This window comes from Microbacterium deferens (assembly GCF_045517775.1).
Taxonomy (GTDB): Bacteria; Actinomycetota; Actinomycetes; order Actinomycetales; family Microbacteriaceae; genus Microbacterium.
The window spans coordinates 1,837,365-1,862,197 of sequence record NZ_JBEUWT010000001.1 but is presented as its reverse complement, the minus strand read 5'-3'; the positions used below and the strand labels follow the sequence as shown (position 1 = coordinate 1,862,197).

Here is a 24,833-nt window from a genome sequence, read left to right as displayed (position 1 = left end):
TGGCGGAAACCACACCGCGTTCGAGACGATCCGCACCGCCGCCGATGATCACGCGGCGATGCGGACCGCGAAAAACCCGCCTCAGCGGGCGGTGATTCAGATGGGGTTGATGTTCTCCGCCTGCAGGCCCTTCGGACCCTGCGCGACGTCGAACTCGACCCGCTGGTTCTCCTCCAGGGAGCGGTAACCCGAGGCCTGGATCGCCGTGTAGTGCGCGAAGACGTCCGCGCTGCCGTCATCGGGAGCGATGAATCCGAAACCCTTCTCCGAGTTGAACCACTTGACCGTGCCCTGCGTGCTCATTGCGTGCCGTTCTGCTGCTGCCGACGCCTTCTGCGTCGGTCCTCTGACACGCTAACGGTCGACGTGTCGTCGCCGAAAGGATGGTGACAGAAACGTTGCATGCGGTTACGGCGGCGAAACGCGCCCGGAAACCATACGACGCCCGGGCCGAGCTGAAGCTCTGAGGCCCGGGCGTCGACGGATCCCCCCGGATAGGCCACGCAATGCGTGACTGCGAACACTCTACTGATGAACGGAGTGTCCCGGCGACAGCATTTTCTGGGAATTTCTCCTGGGGTCGAGGCGACCTCCCGGCGTAGGGTGACGACGTGGACCCGATAGACCTTCGACACCTGCCCGACGACGGTGGAGCCACGATCTCCGAGCTCGTCGCGACGACCGCGGAACGCCCTCTGTACGTCCGCGTGGGGGCGGACGACGACGCATCCGCATCGCTGCTGTCGAAGCTCGGATTCATCGAGGTCTCGCGCACGACCTCGTCCGTCCCGGGCAGCGAACGCACCGCCGAAGAGATCGTGCTCGCGCTCCCACCCACTCTGGAGTAACCGAGCGGGAATCACGCGGCACCCCGACAATGAGGGGGTGTCTCTTCAAGCCGGAACCAGGTCTTCGAGTTCGCTGACGTCGCCGACGTCGATCGGCGGCGCGCTCATCGAGCCGCAGACGATCGAGCGCCGCATCCTCGGCAGCCGCCGTTCCGCCCTGATCTTCGCCCTGACCGTGTTCGTCGCGACAGTGATCCCCGTGCTGTCCGTGCCGATCTCCGCCCTCGTCGCCACGCAGGGCCAATGGAACTTCCCGGTACCGATGGCGCTCACACTCGGCCTGCTGGTGGCGGGGTGCGCAGCGCAGTCGGCGATGCTGCTCGTGAGCGATCGACACCCCGCTCTCGCCGTAGCCGGAGCGACGGCGATCTATCTCGCGCTCGCGATCGGACTGGGGGTGCCGAAGTGGCTCGTGCCGATGCAGGCGGTGATCGCGATCGCTCTGTTCCTGCTCGCCACTCGCACCACGGCGTTGAGGGGTCTGCTCTCCCTCGTGGTCGTCGTGGTCGTCCTCGTCGTGGGGATGCTGCTGTGGGTGCTCTCGCTGGGCGAGCCTCTCGGGGTCGCGATCGGTTTCATCGTCGCCGAGTCGATCGCCATCATCGCGATCGCCGGCGGTGCCGCCGTGCTCGGGGTGTGGTGGGGCGCGCAAACTCGACGACTGCTGCTGGAGCGGCACCGCGCCGATACCGCTCGACGCGAGCACGAGAAGCGCGTGGAAGAGGCCCGCGGAAGAGAGCGGGCGAGGATCGCGCAGGAGCTGCACGACGTCGCCGGCCAGCACCTTGCCGGTCTCATCGCCCTCGCCGACGCCGCCATGAGCCTGGCACCGGAACACCCCGAGCGGGCTCTCGAACTCGTCGAGGACGTGCGCAACGAGGGCAGGTTCGCCGCGGCCAGCCTCGCGGGCGCCCTCGCCGACTTCCGAGCGGTGGGTGCCACGCCGATCGAGGCGACGCGCGACCTCCGCCGTGCCGATGAACTGGTCTCGTACTGGCAGAAGCGCGGGATGCCGCTGACCATTCAGTCGTCTGGTCCTCTGGAGGAGCTGCCCGCCGTCGTCTCCACCACCGCCTACCGAGCGCTGCAGGAGGCCCTGACCAACGCGGCCAAGCACGCGCCCGGCGCGGCGGTCCAGGTCGATCTCGCGCACTCCCCCGGGATGCTCGAGCTGCACGTGAGGAACGAGCCTCCGCGACCCGGCACCGAACCGCTCCCCGGCCTCAACCTGGGCTGGGGTCTGACCGGAATGCGCGAACACATCGACCTCCTGCGAGGCACAATGACCAGCGGCGACACCGCCGACGGCGGCTGGGGTGTTCGGGTGCGCATCCCGGTCGCACACATCGACTAGACGAGGAGACGCCGATGGGCGGCAAGACGACGATCCGCGTGCTGATCGCCGACGACAACCGCACCGTCCGCAAGGGCCTGCGTCTCCAGCTCGAGGGCGCCGCGGGGATCACGGTGGTCGGCGAGGTCACCAATGGGGTGGATGCCGTGGCCGCGGCGCGCTCGGAACACGCCGACGTCGTGCTCATGGATCTGCAGATGCCGGGGATGAGCGGACTCGAAGCCACCCGCGAACTCACGACGTCGCCCGATCATCCGTCCGTCGCCGTCATCGTCATGACCAGCTTCGCGATCGACGGCTACGTCTCGGAAGCACTCGACTCCGGAGCTGTCGGCTATCTGCTCAAGAGCCACGACTCCGACGTGCTGCTCGAGGCGATCCACGCGGCCGCGCGGGGGCACGCCCTCGTGTCGTCGCACGTGACCGCCACCATGCTGCAGGAGTTCGTCCGCCGGGGCTCGTCGCGCGATGACCGGGCCATCGCGCATCGGCTCACCGCGTCGGAACGCCGGGTGGTCGCGGTGCTGTCGAAGGGCGTGACCAGCAGCGAGGCGATCGCGGAGCACCTGGGTGTCTCGGTCCACACGGTGCGCTCCCACATGCACTCCGCGATCAAGAAGGTCGGGCTCGAAGACCGCACGCAGCTTGCCCTGTGGGGAGCGCGCAACCACCTGTCCTGAAAATGCACCTCATACATATGTATGAAGTTCGACGACGAGTTTTCCGGTGTCGCAGGGGCGTCCGTCCGTTCGGTGTCGAGTCGCCGGGCCGCAACGCGGCGCCCCGGGAGCACCGCGTCACCCTGGCAGCCGATCCACCGCCTGCCCTTCGATGGGACCGTGATCGCAGACTGACCTGCGCGGGGTTCACGGTGACAAGGGGGGCTTGTGGACACCAACTATTCGGCGTTCGCGAACGCCCACCCACGGTTCTACGACGCACCGTCCCGAGCGGTTGCGGCGACCGGCCGATGCTTCGTCGTGCCGGCCGATCTCGACTGGAGCGGGTGGGACCACCTCGTCGAGCGGCCGTGGTCGTTCTGGCGCCCCCGGGGCTCCGTCCTTCCCGAGCAGGGGTGGAAGATGCACGTCGGCGCGACGCTGGAGACGGCCGATCGGATGCTGCGCGAGGCCGCCGCGTTCTGTCACCGCCGCGGGATCGCCTTCAAGTTTCTCGTCGACCAGGGCCAGCTCGAGCGATCCCTCAGCAAGGATGCCGACCGGTCGTCCGCGGGGAAGTTCCTCACCGTGTATCCGCCCGACGAGCGGTCCCTGCACGAGGCGCTCGTGGAGCTCGACGAGCGACTCGGTGGAGCCCCGGCGCCGTACATCCTTTCCGACCTGCGCTGGCGCGAGGGCCCGCTGTTCGTCCGGTACGGGGCCTTCGTGAAGCGGTGGGCAACGATCGACGGCGTGCCCGTCCTCGCGGTCCGTGATCTCGACACGGGGCGATGGCGGCCCGACGTGCGGTCGGCGGCATTCCAGGTGCCCACCTGGGTGCGGATGCCCGGCTTCCTCCGCGAGCAGCTGGGCGCGCTCGACCTGACACCTCCGGCTGGCCTTCCGACCATCACGGGGGCGCTGCACCATTCGAACGCCGGCGGTGTCTACGAGGCCACCGTCGGCGGCGCATCCGTCATCGTGAAAGAGGCCCGCCCCCACACCGGGCGCACTCCCGACGGCCGCGACGCGGTGACCCGGATCCGCGACGAGGAGCACGTGCTGCGCGAGCTCGCGAGCCTTCCCACCCCCGACGTCGTCGATGTCTTCGAGGCGCACGGCCACCGCTTCCTCGCCATGGAGCGCATCGACGGCACGCCCCTGAATGCGGCCGTCGTCGCCCGCCACCCGCTCGTGCGGACCGGCGCCGACGCGGCATCGCGGGCGGAGTACCGCGACTGGGCGCTCACCGTGACCGCCGCGGTCCGGCGCGCGATCTCGCAGCTGCACGCCGCCGGCTTCGTTCACGGCGACCTCCATCCCGGCAACGTGATGGTGCGGGCCGACGACTCCGTCGTGCTCATCGACCTCGAGATGGCACGAGACGTCTCGGCGCCCGATTCGGCGGGCATCGGCGTCCCCGGTTTCGTGCCCCCCGACGGCCGGGGCGGAACCGCACGCGATCTCTACGCGCTCGCCTGCATCGACCTCTTCGTCTTCCTCCCCCTCACGGCCCTCCTTCCCCTGGACGACGCGAAGGCCGCGCAGCTGATCTCCGCGGCCGCGGCGGAGTTCTCCCTCGACCCTGCCTGGGTCGAGCGCTCGGCGGGCGCCCTGGCCCTGCGCGACCGTGACCGCGCTCCGCGCAGCATCCACGACCCTGCCGAGACGACGGATGCTGCGCTGTCGCGCACGATCGACGGGGTCGTCGCTGCGCTGCGCGCCGACCTCGATCTCGGGCGCGACGACCGCCTGTGGCCGGGCGACCCCGCACAGTTCGCCGAGCCCGCGACCGGCGTCGCGCACGGGGCGCTCGGCGTCATGAGCGCCCTGCGGCTGGCAGGGCACGACGACCTCGCTCTCGAGCGGGCGTGGGTCGAACGCGCTCTCGCCCGCGAGCAGGCACCGCGCGCGGGGCTGATGGACGGCGCGGCCGGGTCGGCGTGGGCGTTCCGCCTGCTCGGCGATCGATCCGCAGCGCAGCGTGCGACGGCGTGGCTCGCCGCCGACGAGCTGAGCGGTCTCGGCAGCGACCTCTACTCGGGGCTGCCGGGCGTGGGTCTGGCGTTTCTCGCCGAGAGCGACGAGAGCCCCGCGATGCTCGATGCGGCGGTGCGCATCGCCGATGATCTACGCAATCGTCTGGCCGACGCCGCACCGCAGACCCGCGTCGCGACCGGCCGCGGCGGGCTGCTGCACGGTGCGACGGGCACCGCGCTCTTCGCGGTGCGCCTGTACGAACGCACGGGCGACGTGCGCCACCTCCGGCTCGCGAGCGACGCCCTGGACCACGACATGGCCTCGCTCACCCGGCCCACCGACGCATCGCTGCAGGTGAACGAGGGCTGGCGCGTGCTCCCTTACCTGGGTCACGGGTCGGCGGGCATCGGCGTGGTGATCGCCCTCGCGCTCGCCCACCTCGGCGAGAGCGAACGCCATCTCGAGTCGCTCGACGGCATCGTGCGCGCGGCGTCAGCGCCGTTCGCGATCCAGTCCGGTCTCGTGCAGGGGCGGGCCGGTCTCATGCAGTTCCTGCTCCTCCTCGAAGCTGTCGGACGCTCCGACACCATGTCGACAGAGGCCCTGCACCGGCACGCCGCTCAGCTGCCCCTGCACTCTCTCTCCTCCCCCGATGGCATCCGATTCGTGGGCAACGGGCTACTCCGCGCATCCTGCGACCTCGCCACCGGGTCGGCGGGAGTACTCACGGCCCTGGTGGCCTACCGTGCACACCTTCGCGGCGAGACCCCCGTGCTGCTGGGTCTGCCGTACCTGCTCTCCCCCCGCGATATCGAGATGCGCTCGCTCCGGCGGCGCCCTTCGCAACGAGGGAGGTGAGATCCATGGGATATCTGTTGTCACTCCAGACGCTCGACGACGCGTCGGGCGAAGGGCGGGGAACACAGTTCGCCAGCACCTTCAGTGCCAGCGTCTGCGTGAGCACGGCATCGGCGTCGGTCTGCTGACATAGACGTCGGTCACGGTCGCGGGGAGTGGAGTCGCGAGGCGAGCCACTCCCCCGATCGTGGGCCCTCACTCATATGTATGAACTTCCGACGGCAATCTGCGACCGCGAGCGGATGCGGCGCACGACCGTCCGACGGAAGCGAGTCGGGCCGCATCCCGCGAACTCCCTTGTCTCCCCAGGCAAGTGGCCGCCTGCACTGAGTTCTCGGCCGTCAACCGAGGGCCGCGATGAGCCGGATGTGTCCCCCATTCGGGGGACATGCGCGCAGCACCCGCCCTGACCTAACGTGCGTGGTGGACGGAGTCGTGACTGCGGACCTCGACCCGTTTATCGAGCTCGGACCTCCAGCCCGAGGTCCGAGCTCGTCAACGTCCGTGGCGGGTTCACGTGGGGTGGGTACGCCAAGGTCTCGAGGAGAAACATGGCCGACCTGACCGTTATCGACGACTCGCTCGTCGTGCGGATGGAAGGCGCCGTGCGGATCCTCTCTCAGGAGCGGGAACTCAGAATCCCGCTCGCGCACATCGTGGGAGTTGTGCGTGACCCGGACCCCTTCTTTCGGGTAGAAGGGGTCCGGGCATCCCCCGGCATCCATCGCGACGAAGACGACGACGAGAAGTCCTTCTGGGCGGTCGACGATCAGGCCAAGGCGATCATCGTCATCCTGCGCGACAACGAGTACGAGAAGCTCGTCGTCGATGTCGACGACCCCGACGCCGCGGTACGCCTCATCACGAGCAGCCTGGACTGAAGGGCCCTGCGACGGCGTTGTGGGCCTGGCTCTGCCGCAGTCTGCGGCTGGAGAACAGTTTGTAGGGAGACACTACAAAAGCTCCGCGTGACCTGTTAGCGTCCCCGCTACCGCACTGATCCGGTGCTGTCGCCTTCTGTGAACACGCGTCGAGGGCGTTCGGTAAGCGAACGGAGTTGTCAATGAAGATGAAGAAGAAGTTCGCCGGCGCAGCCATCGCTGCTTCATTAGCGCTCGCGCTACTCCCGGCACTGCCGGCGGCCGCAGGCGTATCGACAGTGGGCTGTACGAACGGCGGTTCGATGACGGGCGTCTCGAACACCACCACGGTCCGGTCTGTGAATGAGGTCAACTGCGGCACCGTGTACGTGCGAGCCCGCTATGGAACGCCTGGCGGTAATGCGTTCACGGCTTACACGAGCAGCGCCTCCATAACGACGCAAAGCGGATTGCCGAATGTGAACCGAGGCGACCACTACGCGCAACGGCGAGCCCTGTTCTACACCACGCCGTGACCGTTCGATGCTCGATGAGGGTGCAGCTCGCCGCCTTGGTGGCGGGCTGCACCCTCCTGCTGGCCGGCTGCTCGGGAGCACCCGCACCGCCATCCGAATGGAGCAGCCTGTACGGAGCCGACATGGCACAAAGCATCGAGATGTGGGCCCAGGAAGCTCCGATGTCCGATGCGCAGCGCGAGGATCTCTTGGACGGGCGTGTGACGGAGGCTGACGCCATGGCTGCCTTCGAGCGATACCGATCGTGTCTACGTGCGGCAGGCTACGAACCATTCGGGATAAAGCGCGACGGGCCGTTCATCAACTTCAGCATCCCTGCCGCCGCAGTCGAATCCGGCGTGGATGGGCCCTGTTACGCGAGTGAATACGCCGCCGTGGACACGATCTGGCAATCGGTCGAGAATGCTGACGTCGGGGACGAACGCACTCAGCTGGCGGAGTGCGTCTCGCAACTCGGACTCGACTTCGTCGCCAGCTCGGGCGCCGCCACGATGGACGAGATCAGAGCCGCCATTCAGGAGGCGGGGTACAGCGTCGACGATTGTGCCTGACGAATGGCGGCAGAATGAGGTTCACCCGCGAGCGAGGAGGCTTGTGTGACGACCACAGACAGCACCCGCCGCGCGACGAGTCGCGCGCAACGGTTTGGTACGGGCCGAGTGATCGCACTCGTGGGGTTGTGGGTGGCGCCAGTCGTGGCGGTGGGGCTCGCAGTCCCGTTATCCGCAGCACTGGACGCGCGAAGCGTCGAAATCCCTGCCCCCCTCACAGTGACCGTGGGATCTCGAGAGGTAGACCGAGCAATCGCCGTCAACGCCGTCGCGACCCTCGCTGCGCAGCCGGAGATCCGTACCACCGCTGTGGGGGTGCTCACCGGCATTGGAGCGCCCGGCCCAGTCGTGTCCGGCTCTGAGGTCTTCGCGGTGAATGGGGTTGCCGTACTCGCGTACCGCGGACCGGTGCTGCACCGTGACTTGAACCGAGACGACCGCGGTGCCGACGTGGCCGCGTTGAGCAGCTATCTCTCTTCGCTCGGCCTGCTGGACCCAGCCTCTGGAGGCGACACGTTCGGTCCCGCCGTGCAAGCCTCGGTACGCGCCCTCCAGCAACGACTAGGTGTAGGAGGCCAGGACGTTGTTGACGCGTGCCGCAGTTGCAGATGCGGGCGGCTGTCCTTTGTGGGCGCCGTGGGGTCGGTGGTAGTTGTAGTGACGGTTCCAGATATCGAGTGCGTCAGTCCGTTCGGCTTCTGAGTGCCAGGTGCGTGCGTAGAGGAACTCTTCGGCCAGGATGCGGTTGTAGCGCTCGATCTTCCCGTTGTGCCGCGGCGTGTAGGGGGTGATCCGCTGGTGCCGGCTCGTGCCGATCGCGTCGGTGAAAGCGTTCGCGCGGTAGCAAGCTCCGTTGTCTGTGACGATGCGTTCGATCTGTGTGATGCCGTGTGCTGAGAACCAGGCTCTCGCTCGCTCGAGAAAGGCGATGGCAGAGACAGCCTTCTCGTCGGGCAGGGACTCGGTGTAGGCCAGTCGTGAGTATCCGTCGATGGCTGAGTGGAGGAAGACGTAGCCCGCTCTCTTGCCTCGTGTCTTCGTGCGGGCGACGGCTTTCGCCTCGGCACTGTTCTTGCCGTGCACTCGCCATCCGCCGCCGTCGGGAATGCGGCCGGTCTTCTTCACGTCGACGTGCACCATGTGTCCCGGGTGGTTGGCAATGATCTTTCGAGGCTCCCGGTTGTTCTCGCCAGTCGGGTCGATGAACTTCCGCCGGTTCAGCCCGAGTTGTGCGAGCAGCCTGGTGATGGTGCGGCGGCTGACGGGCTCACCGTTCTGGTGCATCTCGAACGCGATGCGTGACGCCGACCACTTGCGCTCACGTCTCATCACCTCGATGAGTTCGATGAGTCGACCGGGAGTCGCGGTTGGTTGGCTTGCTGGCGCGGAAGACCGATCGAGTAGTCCGAGCTCGCCATAACGTCGATAGCGATTGATCCACTTCGATGCGGTGGCGCGGGAGATGCCCATCTCTGCCGCGACGTGCGCGATCGGTCGGGTGCGGCAACGTTCGATCAGCCTCCTGCGTCCTTCGACGGTGAGAGGAGCGTTGCGATGCACCCGGCTCCGCATCGCAGTGATGTTGCGAGCGTCAGCCCCCGAGCTAACGGGGGACTGGCGCGAGCGCCTCACGCAACCCTTCTTTCGCTCGCTGGTACCTGCCGCGGGCCGTGGAAGCAGGGATGTCCAGCAGCGCGGCGGCGTCGACGATGGAGAACCCGTCCCAGTGGATGAGCCGGATCAGTTCTGCAAGGTCGTCGTCGAGCCTGTCGATGGCGTCGCGGATTTCTGACCCGGCATCCGCTGGTGGAGCCGTCCGGAGGGACAGCGTGATTCGCATGCGGTCTGCGAGCTTGGACCGGCGGATGTTGCCGCGCTGCGTGTGCAGGAGCACGTTGCGAGCAATCCCGAACAACCACATGCGCGCTTCTTCGGGGTCAGTTGGCATCGCGTTCACGCGTGTCCATGCTGTTGCCATGGTGTCAGCCAGTGCATCCGCTGCGTCTTCCCCATCGAGTCGTCGCACGAAGTAGCGCAGCAGATCATCAGAGGTCTCGCGGAGCGCATCGGTGAGCCGCTTACGAGAGTTCGCCGCCCTCATTCGCAGTATCCCTGGCCCTCGATGCTCCACCACTGACCCTCATACCCATTCGCTGCATAGGCGTCCTGGAGGCGAAGGTTGACTGCCCAGACATATCCCGTCTCGAACGCGCCATCATCGGTCCGCGGATCACCAGCAGCATCGACGTATGCTGCGCCTTCCGCAATGTCAGCCGGAGTGATCTCGACGCCCGCCAGAGTGTCCCGGACGATGTCGTCGACCTCGTCCGGCGCTCCCTCAGGGCTTCCGATGCGCCACTCGCACGACGCCCCGCTGGGCAATTCGTAATGAAGAATCGCGAGCGCATCGTTCTGCGCCCACCCCTCCCACAACCCGGTGGCCGCTGCCGCCGCCATCCCGCCGCCGCCAAGAAGAACCGCCGCCACAGCCCCCACCGCAATCGGCCGCGCAACGCGCCGCTCCTTCCCGGGTCTCGACTGCTCAGCCATCTCCGCCGCGAGACGCCGCTGCTTCGCGGTCACCTCACGCGCAGGGTCGCTCATGGTCAGAAGCTGGTCGACGTCGTCGATGTGCATCGTGTTCTCCGTTCGTGAGATGGTCTCACTCTGCACATTCCCGGATCAGCTCAAATCGTCCATCACATCCGCAAACTTGTGCCGGCTATCCGCTCGACGTTGACGGTCCGCTCGCCCCGTCAACAATGTCATGGCCAGCAACAACTAGGTGTTGCTCAGGATGGCGTGTTCCGCCTGCAATACATCTCCTACGTTCCGGAAGGTGCGACAGAGATCGTCGGTGCGGTCGCTGAGTTGGGGGACCAGGTGAGCTCGGGCGACCCGATACTGGTTGCAGCCGCACCCGTCGAATCCGTCGTCCTCACACCGGTATCTGCCGGCAACCTCGCCGCGTACGACGGCGTCGACCTCGCGCTTCGCCTCGGGTCGTCGGCTGTCGACGTCTCGGGTGTCGAAGTGACCGGAGCAGAGGCCGCAGTTGTCGCTGCGGCGCTGGACGAAGCCGTGCGTACCGGAGCCGCCCGCGTCGAGATCTCGGACGGGGCTCCCTCGACGTACAGCGGCGGCATCCTCGTCCTGCGCGCGCCGGAGACGACGGGGACCGTGCCCTCAACGGCTGTACTCATCGAGGCGACCTCGGTGGCGTGCCTGCTCTCGGTGGGTCCGAGTGGTGGCCTGGAGGACCTCACTCCGCTTCCATTGACAACGGCGACCGCGGGAAACGAACTCGGAACGATCGTCGTCGACGAGGCGGCGATCGGCGCCCAGGTGGTGCGCGACGTGTCCGCCCTCGCGGAGAAGGACCGAACGTGCAGGTGATCGTGGCGGACGCGTCCATCGCGTTCGGCTCGTTCACCGTCTTCGATGGATTCTCGGCTCGCTTCGAGGCCGGTCAGGTGACCGCGCTGGTCGGTCCCTCCGGAAGCGGGAAATCATCCTTACTCGCTGCGATGGCGGGGTACGTCCGTCTGCGCGACGGCTCTATCACGATCGTGGATCAGGGCACCTCCCTCAGTCCGCACGCGGATCTGGTGTCGTGGGTTCCGCAAGGGTCGAACTCGCTTGCTCGACGGTCCGTCCTCGACAACGTACTCATCGCCTCGCTGGCGGCCGGCTTGGCAATGCGCGAGGCCGTCGATGTCGCGGAGGACGCGTTGTCTCAGGTCGATCTCATGACCAGATCGGGGGAACAGGCACGACGTCTTTCAGGGGGTGAGTTGCAGCGCGTCGCCATTGCCCGCGCGCTCGCGTCCGGGAAGGATCTGATCCTCGCGGACGAGCCGTCAGCGAATCTCGACGAACGAAACACCAACGAGGTCGCGGCCATCCTCAACCGGCTCGTTTCCCGAGCCACCATCATCGTGGCCACCCACGACCCCATCCTCGTCAGCTCATCCCATGCCGCGGTTCACATGCGCCAGCAGGTCTCCACCGTTGGCTGACTCGTGGAGGTTCGCCGATCTGACTCGCGAGGCTATGCGGAACGTGTTCGGTCGAAGCGCGCGACTGCTGCCGGCTCTGGCCCTGGCCGGAGTGCTCGGTGGTGGGGCAGTGGGAGTGCTCACACTTGAGCAGTCGGCGCTGAACGCTCAGATCGCTGCCCTCACCTCGCAGGGCCGAGGGGTCGTCTTCATCGGCGAAGCCTCCCCGGACCGACCCGCCTCGATATCGCGGAACTCCTGCGAGGCACTCACGGAAGATCCGCGGGTCGAGCGCGCCGGCATCATCGTCGACGCGGGTCGAGCTGACGCCGCGCCGTTCGCCGTCGATGCACCCGCTCGCCGTGCGTCAACGACCCTCTTTCCCGAGCTCGGGGAGGTAGACGTTCTTGTCGGGGACACCCTCGCCAGCCAACAAGGCCCCTTCCGAACGCTCGTTTACGACCAACCGTTCGACGCGATAGTGGCCCCGCCCTCGCGTGAGGGGACCGGGAGCGCCTTCACGCTGACATTCCCACTCCTTCCCGCGGACACGTCCGCCTCTCGCTGCGCGGTACTTCTGGACCCATTCGCCACGGCGTCCGAACTCACCTCAGACCTCATCGCCCAGCTCGAGGTCACCGGCAACACGGTGAGCGGCCAAGAAGTACTCGCCGCGGCGTCAGATCCCGTAGACAGCTACCTAGGACGGTTGGGTCGCTTCGCGCCAATGGCGTTCGGCGCGCTCGGAGGTTTTGCCACCGCCCTCATCACCCGAACAAGGACCAGCGAATTGGCCGTCTACCGTCTCTCCGGTACGTCAACGACCTCGCTGCTGACACTTCTCCTTCTCGAGAATCTTCTTCTCGCGGGCACCGCGGCAGCGGTGAGCGGCGCGGCGGCCTTACTTCTCCTGCCTCAGTTGTACGACCCCGCGACAGCAGCTGTCGGAGGATTCGCATTGGCAGGATGCTGGGCCCTCGTCGCGACGATCGCCTCGGTGGATATACCGTTCCGGCGCCCGACGGACCTCGCGAAAGACCGGTAGACCCGCACACCGGCGAACGGCGGCATCGGTTGTCCGCTGGGACCGGCCACACCTTCGCCGAAACGAACTTCTGAGATCGTTGACGCCATGACAGAAGTCCTCGCCATCGACCTGGGCGGCACGAAGGTGGAGGCCGCTCTCGTCCGTGAAGACGGCGAAGTGGTCTCCGGCTCGCGGTTCCGCGCCGAGACGGGCGCGGCCGCCGCGCGCGATGCGGCGGTGGCGACCGACGCGATCGGCACCGTCGTGTCGAGCGCTCTCGCGTGCGCGACCGACGTCGCGGCCGTCGGCGTCGGCTCTGCCGGCCCCATCGACCTCGGTCGCGGTGCCGTCAGTCCCCTCAACCTGCCCGCGCTCGTGGACTACCCTCTCGGCGACGTCGTCCGCGCCGCCAGCGGACTCGACCGCGTCTCCGTGCGCCTCGACGGGACGTGCATCGCTCTTGCCGAATACGCCTACGGAGCGGCGCGGGGCACCGCCAACGCGTTGGTCATGGTGGTCTCCACCGGCGTCGGCGGCGGCCTGATCAGCGACGGACGACTGGTCAGCGGGCTCACCGGGAACGCCGGCCACCTCGGCCAGATGCTCATCGGTGATCCCGACCACGACCTGCGCGGCGCAACCGTGGAGGGTGTCGCGTCCGGGCCGGCGACGATCGCCTGGGCCCGGTCGCACGGATGGTCGGGGTCGACCGGCGAGCAGCTCGCCGAATCGTACGCCGGCGGCGATGACGTCGCGCGGCGCGCCGTGCGGCGCTCGGCGAGGGCCGTGGCCCACGGCCTGGTGAGCGCCACCACTCTTCTCGACCTGGAGGTGGCGGTCATCGGCGGCGGCTTCGTGGCGGTCGCCGACGATTACATCGCCCTCGTCCAGGAGCAGATCGCCCCCGCCGCCGTCAACGCCTACGCCGCAGGGCTGCGCGTGCAGGCGGCGGCGCTCGGTTCGCAGTCGCCTCTCGTGGGCGCCGCAGCGCTGATCCATCGCGCGGATCTCCTGGGTGCCCGACCCACCGAACGCTGAACGTCCTGCTCATCGCTCGCGGGCCCGTCTCCCGGCGGGACCCCCGCGCCCTGGATGTTCGAGTTCACGTGCCACCGTCAGTCTCCATCACGGCCGCGCTCACGACCCTGGTGATTCAGGCAACGAAGCCGATCCTTCAGGCACCAAAGCAAAGGGCCGGTCGAGGATTCTTCCCTCGACCGGCCCTTTTCGCACATTTACTGAAAGGCAACTCTCACAAAAACTGAGAGCGCCCGTCTGTGCGCGAGGGGGGACTTGAACCCCCACGCCCTTGCGGGCACTGGCACCTGAAGCCAGCGCGTCTACCTATTCCGCCACTCGCGCGAGGCGCAGCATCCGAGATACCGCGCACTCAACTTCCCGAGAATATCACGCGCCGAGCCCTGCCGAATCGAGGAGGTGTACGAGACCGAGGATGCTGCGTCACGAACCCCACCCCTGAACGACATCTCGCATCGGTGCGGCGCTTGGTGAGACCGCCGAACACCCCCGTACACGCACGCAATGACGCGCGTCCACGGGGCATCCAGCCGCGGCAACTACGATGTAGCCACCATCTGCCTGCCCGAAGGAGTCTCGTGGGGCTACTCGACAGTTTCGAGAAGGGTCTCGAACGTGCCGTCAACGGCGCGTTCGCGAAGACCTTCCGCAGTGGCATCCAGCCCGTGGAGATCGCCTCTGCGCTGCGCAGCGAACTCGACACGAAGGCCGCCGTCGTCAGCCGCGACCGCATCCTCGCGCCGAACACGTTCCTCGTGCGGCTCTCCGCCGCCGACGACGAGAAGATGCGCGCCCTGGGGCAGACCCTCGTCGAAGAGCTCGACGGCCTCGTGAAGAAGCACGCCCGCACCCAGGGCTACTCGTTCGCCGGCCCCGTGACGATCACGATCGAGCGCGATGCGAGCCTGTCGACCGGAACCCTCCGCGTCGAGTCGCAGACCGCGAGCGTCGCAAGCGTCTCGTGGCGCGCGGTCGTCGACATCGACGGCAAGCGGCATCCCCTGGTCGCGGCGCGCACGGTCATCGGCCGCGGAAGCGATGCCGACATCACCATCCCCGACGCGGGAACCAGCCGTAAGCACGTCGAGATCCTCTGGGACGGCGAGCGCGCCATGGTGCGCGACCTCGGCTCGACGAACGGCACGCAGCTGCAGGGCCGCAAGGTCACCGAAGCGCCGCTTCCCCCTGACGCCACCGTCACCATCGGCCGCACGAACATCGTGTTCCGCATCGTCGCCGAGGCATCGACACCGCCGCGACCGCCGGTTCCCGATGCGACGCGTGCCTTCGACACTCGACGAGGAGACTCGCGCTGATGGTCACCGACCTCACCTACCTCCTGCTGCAGATCGGCTTTCTCGTTCTGCTGTGGTTCTTCGTGTTCGCCGTCGTCTACTCGCTGCGCGCCGACCTCTTCGGCGTCAAGGTGCGAAAGATGCCCGAGCCGGCACCCGCTGCGGCTGCGCCGTCGGCGCCGGTCGCACCCGGCCGCCCGAGCGACAAGACCGAGATCGTCAACGCCGCGCCCCGTGCTTCGGCGGCACCCACCGGCAAGGCGACCACCGCGACCGTCTCACGCATCGTGATCACCAGCGGCCCCAAGGCCGGCCTCGAGCTTCCGCTGGGCACCGAGCCGCTGACGATCGGGCGATCCAGCGAGTCGGGCCTCGTCATCCGCGACGACTACACCTCGAGCCACCATGCGCGCCTCGTGCTGTGGGGCGAGCAGTGGATGCTGCAAGACCTCGATTCCACGAACGGCAGCTGGCACGCGGGCTCACGCGTCTCGTCGCCGGTGGCGATCGACGTCGGCGCGCCCATCAAGGTCGGCGCGACGACGTTCGAACTGCGGAAGTAAGCGGCGGACTCCTCACGATGGTCTTCCAGGGCTCGAGCGCGGCGATCTCGCACACCGGCAAGGTGCGGTCCAACAACCAGGACTCCGCGTACGCCGGGTCGAACCTCTTCGTCGTCGCCGACGGCATGGGCGGTCACGCCGGCGGCGATGTCGCGTCGAGTCTCGCGATCGCCCGCCTCGCCGAGCTCGACCGGCCCTACACCTCCACCGCCGAGGCCGAGCGCGCGCTGCGCGACAGCATCGCCGACACCGCCGTCGCCCTGATCGACACGGTCGCGCAGCGGCCGGAGCTCTCGGGCATGGGAACGACGGTGAGCGCCCTCATCATGGTCGACGACTACGCGGTCATCGGTCACATCGGCGACTCGCGCATCTACCTCTACCGCGACGACGCGCTCACCCAGATCACCGCCGACCACACGTTCGTGCAGCGACTGGTCGACTCGGGTCGCATCACGCCCGAGGAGGCGCGGTACCACCCGCGTCGCTCGGTGCTCATGCGCGTGCTCGGCGACATGGACCCCGATCCCGAGGTCGACACGTTCATCATGCCGACGCAGCCGGGCGACCGCTGGCTGCTCTGCTCCGACGGCCTGTCGGGTGTCGTCGACGACTCGCACACCGCCAAGGCGATGGCCGGCGGCCTCGCGCCCGGACGCACCGCCGACCTTCTCCTGCGGCAGGCCCTCGACGGCGGCGCCCCCGACAACGTCACGATCGTGCTCGTCGACGTCGGCGGACAGCATCCGGTCTTCATCGGCACCCCGACGATCGTCGGCTCCGCGTCGAACCCCAGCGGCATCGAGGTGCCGGCCGCACGGGTCGGGCGCAGCGGGTGGCTGCACCCCAACCGTCAGGCCGCGAACGAGCCCACCCACTTCGAGCCCGCCGCCGAGTTCCTCGAGGAGCTCATCGAAGAAGACCGCCGTCGCGCGCGGCTGCGGCGCGTGGGCTGGTTCGTCGGGTTCGCGCTCGTGGTCGCCGCGATCGTGGTCGGGCTGGTGCTCGCCTACAACTGGACGCAGACGCGCTACTTCGTCGGAGCCGACGACGACACGGTCGTCGTCTACCGCGGCATCCAGCAATCCATCGGCCCGATCACGCTCTCGACGCCGTACGAAGACACGCAGATCCCTCTGGCCGACCTGCCCGACTTCGACCGCGCGACCGTCGAGGGCACCATCTCGGCGCGCTCGCTGTCGGACGCGCAGCTGATCGTCGCGAGACTGCGCGAGACCTCGGGGGTGGGGGAATGATGACCACGGCCACAGACGGCAAGCCCACGACCGACACCACCGTCATGAAGGCGCTGCGGCGCCTGCGGGTGCCGCAGACGCAGCGCAACCGCGAGCTCGGACTGCTCGTCTTCGCGCTCGTGATCGTCGCGGGCGCCGTCGCACTCGTCGAGCTCGGCACCTCCGGCACCCTGAACCCGCAGATCTTCTACTACGCGGGCATCCCCGCGGCCCTGGCGATCTCGCTGCACATCGTGCTGCGGCTGCGGGCGCGCGCCGCCGACCCGTTCGTCCTCCCGATCGCGACGCTGCTCACCGGCCTCGGGATCGCCGAGATCTACCGTCTCGACATCGCGAACGACCGGCTCGGCTGGGACGCCTTCTCGGCCCGGCAGCTCGTCTGGGCGGCCATCGCCACCGCCGGAGCCCTCGCGATCGTGCTGCTGCTGCGCAACTACCGCGTGCTGTTCCGCTACACGTACGTCTTCGGCTTCGCCGGCATCGCGCTCCTGATGCTTCCCTTCATCCCCGGACTCGGTCTCGCCGGCGCCAACGCCAGCGTCTGGATCTCGGTCGGCGGCCTCTTCCAGTTCCAGCCGGGCGAGCTCGGAAAGATCGCCCTCGCGATTTTCTTCGCCGGCTACCTCGTTCGAACGCGCGAGAGTCTGACCTCCGTCGGCACCCGCTTCCTCGGCATGACGTGGCCCCGCGCGCGCGAGCTCGGCCCGCTCCTGGTGATCTGGCTGATCTCGCTCGGCATCATCGTGCTCCAGCGCGACCTCGGCACGGGACTGCTGATCTTCGGCATGTTCGTCGCCATGCTCTACGTCGCCACGGGGAAGACGAGCTGGGTCGTGATCGGTGTGACCCTCGCCGTGGCAGGAGCCGTGCTCGCCTCCCAGGTGCTCACCTACGTGGGCTGGCGGTTCGCCAACTGGCTCAACGCCTTCGACACCGAGATCATCGACCGCGTCGGCGGGAGCTTCCAGCTCGTGCAGGGCATCTTCGGCCTCGCTCAGGGCGGTCTCATCGGCACCGGGCTCGGCCAGGGCCGCCCCTACCTCACGCCCGTCGCGGAGAGCGACTACATCTTCCCGAGTCTCGGCGAAGAACTCGGCCTCGTCGGCGTCTTCGCGATCCTCGCGCTGTACATGGTGTTCGCCAGCCGCGGCATCCGCATCGGCGTCGCCGGTCAAGACGACTTCGGCAAGCTGCTCGCGGTGGGCCTGTCGTTCACGATCGCGCTGCAGGTGTTCATCATGGTCGGCGGCGTGACCCGGCTCATCCCGCTCACCGGTCTGACGACGCCCTTCCTCGCCGCGGGCGGCTCCTCGCTGATCGCGAACTGGCTGATCGTCGCGATCCTGCTCAGAATCTCGGATGCTGTGCGCAGCCGCCCCCGGGTGGTCATCGGATGAACGTGCAGCCCACCACGACCACGCACCGAACGACGAAGGGAGGCACGACCCGATGACGAAAGAGCTTCGCCGTCTGAGCATCGTGATGCTCCTGATGTTCATCGCGCTGTTCGCCTCCACGAGCGTGATCCAGGTCGTCCAGTCGGGGTCGCTCGCCGAGAACCCCCAGAACACCCGCGCACGCTACGACTCCTACGAAGTGCAGCGGGGGTCGATCATCGTCGACGGCACCGCGATCGCCTCCTCCGTGCCCGCCGACGACGTGTACCGCTGGCAGCGCCTCTACGTCGACGCCGACATGTGGGCGCCGGTCACCGGCTACCTCAACCCCGTGCTCGACTCACGCACGGGTCTCGAGCAGACCGAGAACAGGGCCCTGAGCGGCACCGCGCCCGAGCAGTTCCTGCAGCGCATCGACCAGATCGTCACCGGGCAGGCGGCCCGCGGGTCGAACATCGTGCTCTCGCTCGACGGCGAGGTGCAGCGCGCGGCCTATGACGCTCTCGGCGACCTGCAGGGCGCCGTCGTCGCGATCGAGCCGAGCACCGGACGCATCCTCGCAATGGTCACCAGCCCGAGCTTCGACACGAACGCCCTGGCATCCCACGACGTCGCCGCCGTGAACGCGGCCGACGCTCAACTGCAGGCAGACCCCAGCAATCCGTTGTTCAACCGCGCGATCGGCGGCAACCTGAACCCGCCCGGTTCGACGTTCAAGCTCGTCGTCGCCTCGGCCGCCCTCGCCAGCGGCGAATGGACGCCTCAGTCGACGCTGCCCAACGTCTCGAGCTACACGCTCCCGGGCACGTCGACCTCCATCAGCAACGCCGGCAGCGGCGCGTGCGGCGGCGGCGACACCGTCACGATCGCCGACGCGCTCCGCCTGAGCTGCAACATTCCGTTCGCGGAGCTCGCCGTGGAGCTCGGTCAAGACGCCATCCGCACCGAGGCCGAGAAGTACGGATTCAACTCGACGTTCGAGATCCCCCTGGCAACGACCGCCTCGGCGTACCCGCGCCTCGAAGACGACGCACGCACGGCGCTGTCCGGCTACGGCCAGGGCGATGTGCGCGCGACGCCACTGCAGATGGCGATGGTGTCGGCGGGTATCGCGAACGGCGGCGTCGTGATGAATCCGCGCATGATCGACTCGGTCATCGCACCCGACCTGTCGGTGCAGGAAACGGCCACCGACAGCGAGTACGGCCGCGCTCTGGACGAGGCTCTCGCCGACGAGATGGTCGGCATGATGCTCGCCAATGTCAGTGACGGCGCGGCGTCCGGTGCAAGAATAGACGGGGTCGAGGTCGGCGGAAAGACTGGCACCGCGGAGAACGGCGACAACTCGCCGTACACGCTGTGGTTCACCGGATTCGCCCCCGCGGACGACCCCCAGGTCGCGGTAGCGGTAGTCGTCGAAGACGGCGGTGGTAAGGGACAGTCGGGCAGCGGGAACACCCTCGCGGCACCGATTGCGAAGAAGGTCATGGAGGCGGTGCTGGGAAGATGAGACCAACACAGGGTGCGACCTTCGGAGGACGCTACGAACTGGACTCGCGGATCGCTATCGGCGGGATGGGCGAGGTCTGGGAAGCGACCGACCACGTCATCGGCCGCACGGTCGCGATCAAGATCCTCAAAGACGAGTACATGGGCGACCCGGGGTTCCTCGAGCGCTTCCGCGCCGAGGCCCGCCACGCCGCACTCGTCAACCACGAAGGCATCGCGAGCGTCTTCGACTACGGCGAGGAAGACGGCAGCGCCTTCCTGGTGATGGAACTGGTTCCGGGCGAAGCCCTGTCCACCATCATCGAGCGCGAGGGCTCCCTGTCGACCGACAAGACGCTCGACATCGTCGCGCAGACCGCGTCGGCACTTCAGGCCGCCCACGCCGCGGGTCTCGTCCACCGCGACATCAAGCCGGGGAACCTCCTCATCACCCCCGACGGTCGCGTGAAGATCACCGACTTCGGCATCGCCCGCATCGCCGACCAGGTGCCGCTGACGGCTACCGGTCAGGTCATGGGCACCGTGCAGTACCTTTCGCCCGAGCAGGCCTCGGGACACGCGGCGTCGCCGGCCACCGACATCTACTCGCTCGGCATCGTGGCCTACGAAGCCCTCGCCGGAAAGCGCCCCTTCACGGGCGAGTCGCAGGTCGCCATCGCGATGGCGCAGATCAATGAGACGCCGGCACCTCTTCCGCCGACCGTCGCCGTGCCGGTGCAGAACCTCGTGATGGCGATGATCGCGAAGAAGCCGGAGGAGCGCCCTGCCTCCGCCGCGGCGGTCGCCCGCGCAGCATCCGCTCTGCGTCGCGGTGATCTCACGGCAGCCACCGCCGCCGTCCCCGCCATCGCCGGAGCCGCCGGCGCAGACGAACTCACGCAGCTGCTCACCCCCGGTTCCGACACGTCCGCCGCCACGCGCCTGATGGCCGCGCCCGCGGTCGTCGACGTGGCGGACGACACGCTGACCGACGAGCCGAAGAAGAAGCGCAGCCCGTGGACGTGGCCACTGATCGCGCTCATCGTGCTGCTCGTGCTGGTCATCGGCGGCACGATCTTCGCGATGGTCGTCAACAACGACCCCGCACCCGATCCGACCACGTCTTCGGCGACCCCGCCGCGTTCGCCGAGTCCTAGCCAGTCCAGTGCGACTCCGGCCCCGTCCCCCTCCGAGACCCGGGTCGACGTGAGCTCCCTCGGCCTCGTCGGCCAGACGTGCGACGCGGCGCGAGGGATCCTCGAAGAAGCCGGGCTCGTCGCCAACTGCCAGCCGGGCAACGCCGCGACCAGCGAAGACCAGGTCGGCGTCGTCTACTCGGTGAACCCGACCGGCGGCGTCGCAGAGGGCGCGACGATCACGGTCACCACCTACGCCGAGCAGACCCCCATGCCGACCCCGGGCAACCCCACGCTGCCGGCGTCGGTGACCCCGTCGAGCACGGCGACGGTGAACTGGACCGGATACAGCTGCCCGGCCGGAACGCCGACCGTCAGCGCCTACACGCTCACCGCCATCAACGGCGTGTTCGCGACGAACGGGCAGTCGACGGCCGTCTTCGGTCCGAACGACCGCAACGCGCAGATCGAGATCGCCAACGCGCCCGGCCAGACGCTCACGGTCAGCTACACGGTCACGTGCACGGGAAGCAACACGGAGCGAACCTCGGGATCGTCGGCGGAGGCCAACGCGCCGATCGCCGCGCCCAACACTCCGAGCCCGACCACGAGCTCCACTCCGTGACCTCGGAACCGCGCGTCCTGTCAGGGCGCTATCGCGTTGACGACCTCATCGGCCGCGGCGGGATGGCGACGGTCTATCGCGGATACGACCTGACCCTCGGACGCGCGGTCGCGATCAAGATCCTCAAGCGCGAACTCGCCGACAACGCCGCGTTCCGCACGCGGTTCCGCCTCGAGGCCCAGGCGGCCTCGCGCATGGCGCACCCGACGATCGTTCGCGTCTTCGATGCGGGCGAGGCCACCGAGGTCGGCGCCGACGGTCAGGCGCGACCCGTGCCCTACATCGTGATGGAGCTCGTGCACGGCTCCCTGCTGAAAGACGTCATCGACCAGGGGCCGGTGCCGACCGCAGACGCCCTCCGCTACGTCGACGGCATCCTCGAGGCGCTCGAGTACTCGCACCGCGCCGGCGTCGTACATCGAGACATCAAGCCCGGCAACGTCATGATCACCGACGCCTCCGAGGAGCACAGCTCCGGGTCGACCGCCGAAGCCGAGCGCGGCGAGGTGAAGGTCATGGACTTCGGCATCGCCCGGGCCGTCTCCGACTCGTCGTCGACCGTCGCCGAGACGACCGCGATCATCGGAACGGCCGCCTACTTCTCGCCCGAGCAGGCGAAGGGCGAACCGGTCGACGCCCGCGCCGACCTCTACTCCACGGGCGTCGTGCTGTACGAACTCCTCACCGGACGCCCGCCCTTCCGGGGCGACACCCCGGTGGCCGTCGCCTACCAGCACGTCAGCGAGACCCCCGTACCGCCGTCCGAGCTGAACGAGTCGGTGCCCCGCGGTCTCGACGCCGTGGTGCTCCGTGCGCTGGCGAAAGACCCCTTCCAGCGGTACCCGGATGCTGCGGCTTTCCGCGAGGCACTCGACGCCGCGGTCGGTGGCAAGGCCCCGACGAAACGACAGCTCGGCGCGCTGACGAGCGAACTGTACGGGCCCAATCCGCGACAGGCCGCGGAGACGGCACGATCGCTCCGTCAGCTCAGCACCGACACCACGATGCGTCGTACCCAGGCGGGTCCCCCGGTCGCGTGGGTGTGGGCGGGTGTCGCGCTGCTCGCGGTGCTCCTCGTCTCGGTGCTTTTCTGGGTGCTCTCGATCAGGCCGGCCGACGAGGTCCCGAGCAGCGCACGCGTCGTGCCCGACATCGTCGACATGGCCTACGACCGCGCCGCAGACGTGCTCAGCGAGAACGATCTTCGTGCGTCCCGCGTGAACGAACCGAGCGACTCCGTGACGGAGGGCAACGTCATCCGCACCGACCCCGGCTCGGGTGAGTCCGTCAGTGCGCAGCAGTTGATCACGGTCTACGTCTCGCAGGGCGAGGCCACCTCGACCGTCCCCCCTCTCACCGGCATCTCGGAAGACGCGGCACGTACCGCCCTCGCCGAAGCCGGACTCACCATCGGCACGATCACCCAGCGCAACGACCCCGGGGCGGCGGCCGGCACGGTACTCGAGGCCGACCAGGTCGCGGGCGCGAAGGTCGGCGTCGGCAGCACCGTCAACCTCGTCGTCGCGAGCGGCAGAGTGGTGATCGTCGACTACACGGGCTACACGGTGGACGCGGCGAAGCGCCTGCTCGAGAGCGCCGACATCGGTCTCACCGTCCTGACGGAGCAAGACCCCAGTTGCCCCACGACGAACCCGCCGACCGTGCGCACGCAGTCGCTCGCTCCGGGTGAGGTTCCCGTGCGTTCGGAGATCGTGCTGATCAGCTGCTCCGGCTGACTTCGCGCTGAGCGGAGTCCGACCGCCGCGGTCGCAGCATCCGCCCTCGCTCTGCGGCCCCGACGCTCCCGGCTGCCTCCAGCCAGTTGCCGAGAAGACGATGTCCGCCGACGGTGAGGATGCTCTCGGGATGGAACTGCACGCCCCACATCGGCAGGCTGCGGTGGGCGAGGGCCATCACGACGCCCGACTCGGTGCGGGCGGTCACGACGATCTCGCTCGGGAGCGAGGCCTCGTCGACGGCGAGGGAGTGATACCTCGTCGCGGTGAAGGGGTCGGGGAGTCCGGCGAACAGGATGCTGTCGTCATGCCGCACCTCGGAGGTCATTCCGTGCATGAGTTCGGGCGCGTGGACGATGCGCGCCCCGTAGGCGGCACCGATGGCCTGGTGCCCGAGGCAGACGCCGAGGAGCGGGAGGCGGCGTTCGGCGGCGTTCGTGACCACGGCGATCGACGCCCCGGCGTCGGCAGGATCACCCGGACCCGGCGAGACCAGCACCGCATCGTGATGCGAGAGCTCCACCGCCGGATCGATCGCGTCAGCCTCGACCATGGTGACGATCGCACCCAGTTCAGCCAGGTAGTCGACGAGGGTGTGGACGAAACTGTCGTGGTTGTCGACGACGAGGACGCGCAGCGCGCTCACCCGAAGGTCGGATCCTGCGGATTGACGAACGAGCTCACCCACGGGAAAGCGTAGAAGAAGAGCCCGTAGAGCGCCGCAGCAATCAGGATCAGGAGGATCAACAACCGCACGAACCACGGCCCGGGCAGCACCCGCCACAATGCGCCGTACATCACACCACCGCTTCCGTGAGTGAGGCGGGCGGGGTGCCGTCCGCTCTCGGGGTGAACGATTCGAAAAGTCCGTACCCGACGATGCGCTCCGCGAGCGAGAACATCGGGCTGCAACTGGTCAGCGTGATGTATCGCTCACCGGCCGGCACGTCGGGGGCCTGCGGCACGTCGAGCAGCACGTCGACCTCCGTGGGCTTCACGTACTGAAGGGTGCGGAAGCGGTAGGTGTACCACCCCTCCTGCGTCTCGATCACGATCGCGTCGCCGACGTGCAGCTCCGCGAGACGGTTGAACGGGGCACCGTAGGTCGTGCGGTGCGCGGCGACGGAGAAATTGCCCACCTGGCCCGGCATGGCGGCATCCGTGTAGTGACCGATGCGATCGGTGTCGAGCGTGCGGGCTCGCGTGGTTCCGCCGGCGATCTCACGCGAGTAGTCCGCCCCGAAGCGCGGGATATACATCACCGCGAACGTCTCGGCGTCGGCCGGCTGCGGCAGGATCGGCGGCTCGGCGGTGACGGGCTCCGCCTCGGGCACCGAGGGATCGGCGACCGGCGGAGCCGGGTCGTACTCCTGAGCCCAACTCTGAGAGAGCTCCTGGCTGGCGGCATTGGCTTGCGCGCCGGTGATCACGTCGCCGATCCACATCTGCCATGCGACGTAGAGGAAGATGATCACACCGGCGGTCATCAGCAGTTCACCGACGACACCGATGACCGAGACCCGACGACGGCGCTTCGGGGGCGGCGTCGCGCGACGCTCGCGGCGCGTGGCCGGTGGGGCGTCTTCAAGGGTCTGCACGCAGGGATTCTCCCACACCGTGATGAGTGG

At 68.2% G+C, this 24,833-nt stretch carries 25 protein-coding genes and 1 tRNA gene; 18 read left to right on the top strand and 8 right to left on the bottom strand.

Annotated elements, in window-relative coordinates:
- Positions 1 to 96: 96 nt before the first annotated feature.
- The gene (locus ABTU82_RS08860; RefSeq protein WP_116646995.1) at positions 97 to 303 is read right to left on the bottom strand and encodes a cold-shock protein; all 207 of its coding nucleotides are present in this window, start codon (positions 301 to 303) and stop codon (positions 97 to 99) included.
- Between the two features lie 308 nt (positions 304 to 611).
- On the opposite strand from ABTU82_RS08860, the gene ABTU82_RS08855 reads away from it, so the two are divergent.
- From ABTU82_RS08855 to ABTU82_RS08825, 7 genes are all read left to right on the top strand, one after another.
- The gene (locus ABTU82_RS08855) at positions 612 to 848 is read left to right on the top strand and encodes a hypothetical protein (protein WP_407172972.1); all 237 of its coding nucleotides are present in this window, start codon (positions 612 to 614) and stop codon (positions 846 to 848) included.
- A 37-nt stretch (positions 849 to 885) separates the two neighbouring features.
- Positions 886 to 2,202 carry a sensor histidine kinase gene (locus tag ABTU82_RS08850; protein ID WP_407172970.1) on the top strand — a complete coding sequence of 439 codons (1,317 nt, stop codon included), beginning with the start codon at positions 886 to 888 and terminating at the stop codon, positions 2,200 to 2,202.
- A gap of 14 nt (positions 2,203 to 2,216) precedes the next feature.
- Positions 2,217 to 2,882, top strand: coding sequence for a response regulator transcription factor (locus ABTU82_RS08845; protein ID WP_116646992.1), 666 nt, complete (start codon positions 2,217 to 2,219; stop codon positions 2,880 to 2,882).
- A gap of 207 nt (positions 2,883 to 3,089) precedes the next feature.
- Positions 3,090 to 5,699 carry a class III lanthionine synthetase LanKC gene (lanKC, locus tag ABTU82_RS08840; protein ID WP_407172968.1) on the top strand — a complete coding sequence of 870 codons (2,610 nt, stop codon included), beginning with the start codon at positions 3,090 to 3,092 and terminating at the stop codon, positions 5,697 to 5,699.
- 551 nt (positions 5,700 to 6,250) lie between these two features.
- Complete coding sequence (locus tag ABTU82_RS08835; RefSeq protein WP_407172966.1) at positions 6,251 to 6,580, top strand: hypothetical protein; 330 nt, start codon at positions 6,251 to 6,253, stop codon at positions 6,578 to 6,580.
- A gap of 182 nt (positions 6,581 to 6,762) precedes the next feature.
- Positions 6,763 to 7,095: a hypothetical protein gene (locus ABTU82_RS08830; protein ID WP_407172964.1), complete on the top strand. Its 333-nt coding sequence runs from the start codon at positions 6,763 to 6,765 to the stop codon at positions 7,093 to 7,095.
- A 122-nt stretch (positions 7,096 to 7,217) separates the two neighbouring features.
- Positions 7,218 to 7,646, top strand: coding sequence for a hypothetical protein (locus ABTU82_RS08825; protein WP_407172962.1), 429 nt, complete (start codon positions 7,218 to 7,220; stop codon positions 7,644 to 7,646).
- A 561-nt stretch (positions 7,647 to 8,207) separates the two neighbouring features.
- Here the strand turns inward: ABTU82_RS08825 and ABTU82_RS08820 are convergent.
- Genes ABTU82_RS08820 through ABTU82_RS08810 form a run of 3 tightly spaced genes read right to left on the bottom strand, consistent with a single transcriptional unit; the run spans position 8,208 to position 10,283 of the window.
- Complete coding sequence (locus ABTU82_RS08820) at positions 8,208 to 9,218, bottom strand: IS481 family transposase (RefSeq protein WP_407173311.1); 1,011 nt, start codon at positions 9,216 to 9,218, stop codon at positions 8,208 to 8,210.
- 31 nt (positions 9,219 to 9,249) lie between these two features.
- Positions 9,250 to 9,747 carry an RNA polymerase sigma factor gene (locus ABTU82_RS08815; protein ID WP_407172961.1) on the bottom strand — a complete coding sequence of 166 codons (498 nt, stop codon included), beginning with the start codon at positions 9,745 to 9,747 and terminating at the stop codon, positions 9,250 to 9,252.
- A complete protein-coding gene (locus tag ABTU82_RS08810) occupies positions 9,744 to 10,283 on the bottom strand; it encodes a hypothetical protein (RefSeq protein ID WP_407172960.1) in 540 nt (179 codons plus the stop codon). The genes ABTU82_RS08815 and ABTU82_RS08810 overlap by 4 nt, the downstream gene beginning before the upstream one ends.
- A 165-nt stretch (positions 10,284 to 10,448) precedes the next feature.
- On the opposite strand from ABTU82_RS08810, the gene ABTU82_RS08805 reads away from it, so the two are divergent.
- The 4 genes from ABTU82_RS08805 to ABTU82_RS08790 all read left to right on the top strand — a co-directional run bounded on the left by ABTU82_RS08805 (position 10,449) and on the right by ABTU82_RS08790 (position 13,709).
- The gene (locus tag ABTU82_RS08805) at positions 10,449 to 11,042 is read left to right on the top strand and encodes a hypothetical protein (RefSeq protein WP_407172958.1); all 594 of its coding nucleotides are present in this window, start codon (positions 10,449 to 10,451) and stop codon (positions 11,040 to 11,042) included.
- The gene (locus ABTU82_RS08800; RefSeq protein ID WP_407172956.1) at positions 11,033 to 11,665 is read left to right on the top strand and encodes an ATP-binding cassette domain-containing protein; all 633 of its coding nucleotides are present in this window, start codon (positions 11,033 to 11,035) and stop codon (positions 11,663 to 11,665) included. The genes ABTU82_RS08805 and ABTU82_RS08800 overlap by 10 nt, the downstream gene beginning before the upstream one ends.
- Positions 11,658 to 12,689, top strand: a complete 1,032-nt coding sequence (locus ABTU82_RS08795) for a hypothetical protein (RefSeq protein WP_407172954.1) — start codon at positions 11,658 to 11,660, stop codon at positions 12,687 to 12,689. The genes ABTU82_RS08800 and ABTU82_RS08795 overlap by 8 nt, the downstream gene beginning before the upstream one ends.
- A gap of 87 nt (positions 12,690 to 12,776) precedes the next feature.
- A complete protein-coding gene (locus ABTU82_RS08790; protein ID WP_407172952.1) occupies positions 12,777 to 13,709 on the top strand; it encodes an ROK family protein in 933 nt (310 codons plus the stop codon).
- Between the two features lie 240 nt (positions 13,710 to 13,949).
- Here the strand turns inward: ABTU82_RS08790 and ABTU82_RS08785 are convergent.
- A tRNA-Leu gene (locus ABTU82_RS08785) sits at positions 13,950 to 14,033 on the bottom strand.
- 254 nt (positions 14,034 to 14,287) lie between these two features.
- Here ABTU82_RS08785 and ABTU82_RS08780 point away from each other — a divergent pair.
- The 7 genes from ABTU82_RS08780 to pknB are packed head-to-tail and all read left to right on the top strand — an operon-like array spanning position 14,288 to position 23,205.
- Positions 14,288 to 15,025, top strand: coding sequence for an FhaA domain-containing protein (locus ABTU82_RS08780; RefSeq protein ID WP_407172950.1), 738 nt, complete (start codon positions 14,288 to 14,290; stop codon positions 15,023 to 15,025).
- On the top strand, positions 15,025 to 15,567 hold the full coding sequence (locus ABTU82_RS08775) for an FHA domain-containing protein FhaB/FipA (protein WP_116646983.1): 543 nt from the start codon (positions 15,025 to 15,027) through the stop codon (positions 15,565 to 15,567). The genes ABTU82_RS08780 and ABTU82_RS08775 overlap by 1 nt, the downstream gene beginning before the upstream one ends.
- Positions 15,568 to 15,584: 17 nt before the next feature.
- Complete coding sequence (locus ABTU82_RS08770) at positions 15,585 to 16,823, top strand: PP2C family protein-serine/threonine phosphatase (protein WP_116646982.1); 1,239 nt, start codon at positions 15,585 to 15,587, stop codon at positions 16,821 to 16,823.
- On the top strand, positions 16,823 to 18,220 hold the full coding sequence (locus tag ABTU82_RS08765; protein ID WP_116646981.1) for an FtsW/RodA/SpoVE family cell cycle protein: 1,398 nt from the start codon (positions 16,823 to 16,825) through the stop codon (positions 18,218 to 18,220). Before ABTU82_RS08770 ends, ABTU82_RS08765 begins: the two co-directional genes overlap by 1 nt.
- 52 nt (positions 18,221 to 18,272) lie before the next feature.
- On the top strand, positions 18,273 to 19,730 hold the full coding sequence (locus ABTU82_RS08760; RefSeq protein WP_116647271.1) for a peptidoglycan D,D-transpeptidase FtsI family protein: 1,458 nt from the start codon (positions 18,273 to 18,275) through the stop codon (positions 19,728 to 19,730).
- A complete protein-coding gene (locus ABTU82_RS08755; protein WP_407172946.1) occupies positions 19,727 to 21,469 on the top strand; it encodes a serine/threonine protein kinase in 1,743 nt (580 codons plus the stop codon). Before ABTU82_RS08760 ends, ABTU82_RS08755 begins: the two co-directional genes overlap by 4 nt.
- Positions 21,466 to 23,205 carry a Stk1 family PASTA domain-containing Ser/Thr kinase gene (gene pknB / locus ABTU82_RS08750; protein WP_407172944.1) on the top strand — a complete coding sequence of 580 codons (1,740 nt, stop codon included), beginning with the start codon at positions 21,466 to 21,468 and terminating at the stop codon, positions 23,203 to 23,205. The genes ABTU82_RS08755 and pknB overlap by 4 nt, the downstream gene beginning before the upstream one ends.
- Here pknB and ABTU82_RS08745 read toward each other — a convergent pair.
- From ABTU82_RS08745 to ABTU82_RS08735, 3 genes are read right to left on the bottom strand one after another with little or no spacing between them, the layout of a single operon-like run.
- Entirely contained in the window at positions 23,189 to 23,851 is a 663-nt protein-coding gene (locus ABTU82_RS08745; protein WP_407172942.1) for an anthranilate synthase component II, read from the bottom strand. The genes pknB and ABTU82_RS08745 overlap by 17 nt on opposite strands.
- On the bottom strand, positions 23,848 to 24,003 hold the full coding sequence (locus tag ABTU82_RS08740; protein ID WP_165817933.1) for a hypothetical protein: 156 nt from the start codon (positions 24,001 to 24,003) through the stop codon (positions 23,848 to 23,850). The genes ABTU82_RS08745 and ABTU82_RS08740 overlap by 4 nt, the downstream gene beginning before the upstream one ends.
- The gene (locus ABTU82_RS08735; protein ID WP_407172939.1) at positions 24,003 to 24,803 is read right to left on the bottom strand and encodes a class E sortase; all 801 of its coding nucleotides are present in this window, start codon (positions 24,801 to 24,803) and stop codon (positions 24,003 to 24,005) included. The genes ABTU82_RS08740 and ABTU82_RS08735 overlap by 1 nt, the downstream gene beginning before the upstream one ends.
- Positions 24,804 to 24,833 lie beyond the last annotated feature (30 nt).

Bases quoted from the DNA above. Each gene is read 5' to 3' on its own strand.
- ABTU82_RS08860 (WP_116646995.1), bottom strand. From the start codon at position 303: ATGAGCACGCAGGGCACGGTCAAGTGGTTCAACTCGGAGAAGGGTTTC.
- ABTU82_RS08845 (WP_116646992.1), top strand. From the start codon at position 2,217: ATGGGCGGCAAGACGACGATCCGCGTGCTGATCGCCGACGACAACCGC.
- ABTU82_RS08835 (WP_407172966.1), top strand. From the start codon at position 6,251: ATGGCCGACCTGACCGTTATCGACGACTCGCTCGTCGTGCGGATGGAA.
- ABTU82_RS08830 (WP_407172964.1), top strand. From the start codon at position 6,763: ATGAAGATGAAGAAGAAGTTCGCCGGCGCAGCCATCGCTGCTTCATTA.
- ABTU82_RS08825 (WP_407172962.1), top strand. From the start codon at position 7,218: ATGGCACAAAGCATCGAGATGTGGGCCCAGGAAGCTCCGATGTCCGAT.
- ABTU82_RS08820 (WP_407173311.1), bottom strand. From the start codon at position 9,218: ATGCGGAGCCGGGTGCATCGCAACGCTCCTCTCACCGTCGAAGGACGC.
- ABTU82_RS08815 (WP_407172961.1), bottom strand. From the start codon at position 9,747: ATGAGGGCGGCGAACTCTCGTAAGCGGCTCACCGATGCGCTCCGCGAG.
- ABTU82_RS08810 (WP_407172960.1), bottom strand. From the start codon at position 10,283: ATGCACATCGACGACGTCGACCAGCTTCTGACCATGAGCGACCCTGCG.
- ABTU82_RS08790 (WP_407172952.1), top strand. From the start codon at position 12,777: ATGACAGAAGTCCTCGCCATCGACCTGGGCGGCACGAAGGTGGAGGCC.
- ABTU82_RS08775 (WP_116646983.1), top strand. From the start codon at position 15,025: ATGGTCACCGACCTCACCTACCTCCTGCTGCAGATCGGCTTTCTCGTT.
- ABTU82_RS08770 (WP_116646982.1), top strand. From the start codon at position 15,585: ATGGTCTTCCAGGGCTCGAGCGCGGCGATCTCGCACACCGGCAAGGTG.
- ABTU82_RS08765 (WP_116646981.1), top strand. From the start codon at position 16,823: ATGACCACGGCCACAGACGGCAAGCCCACGACCGACACCACCGTCATG.
- ABTU82_RS08760 (WP_116647271.1), top strand. From the start codon at position 18,273: ATGACGAAAGAGCTTCGCCGTCTGAGCATCGTGATGCTCCTGATGTTC.
- ABTU82_RS08755 (WP_407172946.1), top strand. From the start codon at position 19,727: ATGAGACCAACACAGGGTGCGACCTTCGGAGGACGCTACGAACTGGAC.
- ABTU82_RS08740 (WP_165817933.1), bottom strand. From the start codon at position 24,003: ATGTACGGCGCATTGTGGCGGGTGCTGCCCGGGCCGTGGTTCGTGCGG.